3 protein-coding genes are annotated in these 4272 nt (G+C 68.4%); all 3 read left to right on the forward strand.

Going from position 1 to position 4272, the window contains the following annotated elements:
* The coding region (gene recJ / locus H5T60_12100; protein ID MBC7243174.1) for a single-stranded-DNA-specific exonuclease RecJ at positions 1–2041 on the forward strand (2041 nt) is incomplete at its 5' end.
* Positions 2042–2137: 96 nt separating this feature from the next.
* Positions 2138–3583 carry a tetratricopeptide repeat protein gene (locus H5T60_12105; GenBank protein ID MBC7243175.1) on the forward strand — a complete coding sequence of 482 codons (1446 nt, stop codon included), beginning with the start codon at positions 2138–2140 and terminating at the stop codon, positions 3581–3583.
* Positions 3584–3598: 15 nt separating this feature from the next.
* Positions 3599–4272: hypothetical protein (locus H5T60_12110; GenBank protein ID MBC7243176.1), on the forward strand; the 674-nt coding region annotated here is incomplete at its 3' end.

Genomic DNA, 4272 nt, shown 5'->3' on the forward strand with positions numbered 1-4272 from the left:
TATCCCCCACCGCCAGGAGGAATCGCGCGGGCTGAACCTGCCGGCACTCAAAGAACTGCTGGGGGCCGGCGTGCAGGTGCTGGTCACCTGCGACTGCGGCGTGGGCGACTTGGCGGAGCTTCAGTACCTGCGGGAGCAGGGCGTGGATGTGATCGTCACTGACCATCATGACATGCCCTCCGCGCCAGTGCCGGCGCTGGCGGTGGTGAACCCCAAGCGGCTCCCACCCGAACATCCCTGCTACTCCCTGGCCGGCGCCGGCGTGGCGTACAAGCTGGCGGAGGCCCTGTTCGAACATTTCGGCCGCGGCCGCATGGTCGAGCAGTTGGCGGACCTGGTCGCCCTTGGCACCATCGCCGATGTGGTGCCCCTTCTGCAGGATAACCGCTATCTCGTGCAGATCGGACTGCCGCGCCTGGCCAGCGGCCGGCGCGTCGGCTTGCGCGCCCTGCTGAGCGCCGGCGGCATCGAACTGTCCGATATTGACACGAGCCCCGTGATGTATGAGCTGGCGCCGGCCCTCAACGCCGTCGGCCGGCTGGCCCATGCTGAGCTGGCCGTACGCCTGCTCCTCAGTGAGGACAAGCGCCAGGCGGAGGACTGGGCGGTGGAAATCCTCGGCCTGAACGAGGAGCGGCGCTATCAGACCAACCTGGCGATGAGCATGGCCATGGAGCGGCTGGAGGCCATGCCGCGCCCCCTGCCGCCGGCCATCGTGCTGGCGAGCCGACAGTGGCACCCCGGCGTGGTGGGCATCGTCGCCGGCCGGCTGGCCGAGATGTACCACCGGCCGGCGGTGGTCATCAGCATCGGCCCGGACGGCATGGCGCGCGGCTCCGCCCGCTCCGTCCCCGGCATTGACATCCATCAGGCCATCCTCCAGCAAAAAGACCTGCTGATCGCCGAAGGCGGACACCCCATGGCCGCCGGCTTCTCCCTGCGCGAGATTGACCTGGACGAGTTCACGCACCGCTTCATTCAGACAGTGCGGCACATGACCACCCATCAGGTGCTGGAACACACCCTGCTGATTGACGCCTGGGTGCGCTGGGATGAGCTGAGCCTGGCGCTGTACGATGATCTGGCGCGCTTAGCGCCCTTCGGGGAGGGGAACCCCACCCCTATCCTGGCGGCGCGCGGCCTGACCCTGGCATCCATCGAGATAGTGGGGGAGCGCCGCGAGCATTACCGCCTGCGTCTGACCGACGAAGCCGGCATCTCCCACGAGGTGGTCTGGTTCAACGGGGACCGCGACCTGCTACCCCAGGGTTCGCTGGACCTGGCCTTCACCCTGCGCCAGAACCTGTACGGCGGCACGCGCCGCATGCAGATCGAGCTGGTGGCGGTGCGGCGCACGCCGGCCGCCCCCATCACGGTGGCCGTGCCCGAGCATACCGTCGAGGTCGTGGACCTGCGGGCCTCCCCCGAAGGCATTAACATTCTCCGGCACTGGGCGGAACGCGCCGCGGCCGGCGAGTCCATTGCCCTGTGGGGAGAGGGGCGGGGCGCCGGCGCATACCCCTTCCTCCAGCGGCGCGACCAGCTCCCGCCGGCGGAGACGCTCGTCATCTGGAGCGTGCCCCCCGGCCCCGACGAGTTCTCGGCGGCGCTGGAGAAAACAGCAGCGCGCCGGCTGGTCCTGCTGTACGGCGACTGCCCGCCGGCCGACCTGCGCAGTCTTCTGCTGGATCTGGTGGGGCTGGTGAAGCATACCCTGCGCGCCAAGCGCGGGGAGGCCAGCCTCACCACACTGGCCGGCGTGATCGCCCAGCGGCCGGAAACGGTCCTGCTGGGCCTGGAACTGCTGAGCGACCTGGACGTCTGCATGTTCGAGCGCATCGGCGAGGACGGCCTTTTCTTCCTCCGCTACCGTCCGCAGACCGTGCACTGGGCCGATGTCATCACTTCCCCCATTTCCAGCTCCCTGCGGCGACTGCTGGACGAGACCGCGGCCTATCGGCGCTTTCAACTGCAGGCACGGGCCGAGCAGATACTGCCGGCCGGCTTCCGACTGGCCCCATCACTGCACGCCAAGGTTTAACCTAAAGAAATCCGGCGGACAGCGCGGCCGGCGCACAAATATGCTACAATATCAACAGCCTGGAGCGTGTCCCTGCACCTGTGAGGGAGGATTTATATGCCGCAGTGTCCGCAGTGCGGTGGCGAATTGAGCGGTGAGGAGGTGGTGTGTCCCCACTGCCTGGCGCGGCTGAGCACCGCGCCGGCGGAAAGCCGGGCCGGCGAGGCACCGCGTCAGCCGAAAACCCGCTTCCGACCGGTAGAAGTACGCCTGCCGGAGGAAACCGAATCGTCCCCAGGCAGGGGCGTGCGCCCGGAGCGCCGGCGGGTGCCCCTGTTCCGCGACGAAGATGCAGTCAAGACCCTTGCCGGCACCGAAGCGGCGCCGGCAGAGCGCCGGCCGGTGCGCGGCCTGCGGCGGGCGGCTCCCCCTCCCAAGACCATTGTCCTGTCCGGCCGGCTGGGCCGGGTATGGTGGCTGGCGCTCATCGCCGCCTTCCTGGCGGTGCTGGCACTGGGGGTCTCCATCGGCCGGCTTCAGGCCCAGCCCCGCCAGCCAATAGTCGCTACCCCTGACCTGATGAAAGTGGGGCAGGAACTGTATGACGCCGGCCGCTACGAGGCCGCGCAGTATGTCTTCGGTCAGGCGGTGGCGGCGGAGATGTCCAAACCCCAGCCGAACCTGGCGCCGGCGCTGTTGATGATGGGCTGGAGCGCCTATCGCACAGGGAATTACGAGGAGGCGGAGGCGATGTTCGGCGCGGCGGCCGGCATGATGCCCAATTCCCCCGAACCGTACCTCGGCATTGGGCTGACCGCCATGGCGCGCCAGAACTGGGAGGATGCCGAGCTGTGGCTCAACGAGGCCTACTCCCGCGACCCGAATTCCCCTCAGGTACTGCGCGCTCTCGGGCAGTACTACCTCCAGCGCGGCAGTTCCTCCGCCGCGCTGAATTACCTGCGCCGTGCCCTGGAGAAAGCCCCGGATGACCCGGAAACCCGCCGCTGGCTGGGTCTCGCCCTGTACGCGGAGGGGAATTACGAGGAGGCAGTGCAGTACTTGGCCCCCCTCGCCGGCGGTGATGCCGCCAGTGACGAGGTTCTGCACGCGCTGTACGAAAGCTATATGGTGCTGGCCCAGTACAACCAGGCGCTGGAAGCCGCCGGCCGGCTGGAATCCCTGCATCCCGACGACCCCGAACCGCGCTACCTGCGCGGCCAGGCCCAGCTCAGCGCCGGCCAGTTCGAAGCGGCCCTGCAGACCTTCCAGGAGGTTATCCAGATGGAGGAACTGCGGAGCCTGCTGGACGATTCCCTGCGGCAACTGGGCGTGATCTACTCTCACCTGGAGCGCTATGAGGAGGCGCTCCAGCCGCTGGACAGGGCGTTGGCCATCAATCCGGCGGATGTGGAGGCGCTGAACCTGAAGGGTTGGGCGTTGGCCCGCATGGGGAAATGTGCGGAAGCACTGCCCGTGTTCGAGCAGGCCCTGACGCTGATGCCGGCCCATCAGGGCGCCCAGGAAGGACGCAAAGCCTGCCGGCAGTGGCTGGGCCTGGAATAGGTCAGGTGTCAGACCATGGCAGATGAACGCCGCGTCTCAGGCCCAAGCTGGGCGGAATATGTGCTCCTGGCCATTTTCCTCAGCCTGACGGCCATCTGCCTGTACATCCTGCTGGGCCCCGGGCTGGACCAGGTGTACTATTCCCTGGTCGGTGCGCCCACCGCCGCCGTCGCGCCGCCCCCATCCCCCACCCCGCACACTCGCGCCTGCACCGCCGGCTGGATCGTCGGCGCCGTGGAGGCGCTGGACAGCAACGGCGATGAGAAGCCAGACCGCCTGCGCTTTGGGGGACCGCGGCGCTGTCTCCTGCTCCTGCCGGCGCAAAATCCCTCTGCAGACCCCCTCCTCAGCGACCTGACCGCTGACCCGCCCCGCCTGCGCTGTCTCCAGATAGAGGCCCTGGAGCTGGACACCTCCGGACCGTGGGATGCCCCTGCGGCGATCCTGCCCGGACCGGGCATGCCGGCCCTCATGGCCGGCCGGCTGGTCATCCAGCGGCTGGAGATCACCGCGCAGCGACTGGAGATGGAGGGACAAATGAGCGGGTGGCGGTCCGCGGGAGAGAACAGGCGTTCTGCCCTGGGCCAGGCGCTGGCCGGCGGCGTGGTACCCATACGCCTGCACCTCTCATGGCGTACCCAGGAAACCCCTCTCGCCCCGCAGGAACCCACGCAGGAACGCACAGCGGA

It is taken from the genome of Anaerolineae bacterium (assembly GCA_014360855.1).
Lineage (GTDB): Bacteria > Chloroflexota > Anaerolineae > JACIWP01 > JACIWP01 > JACIWP01.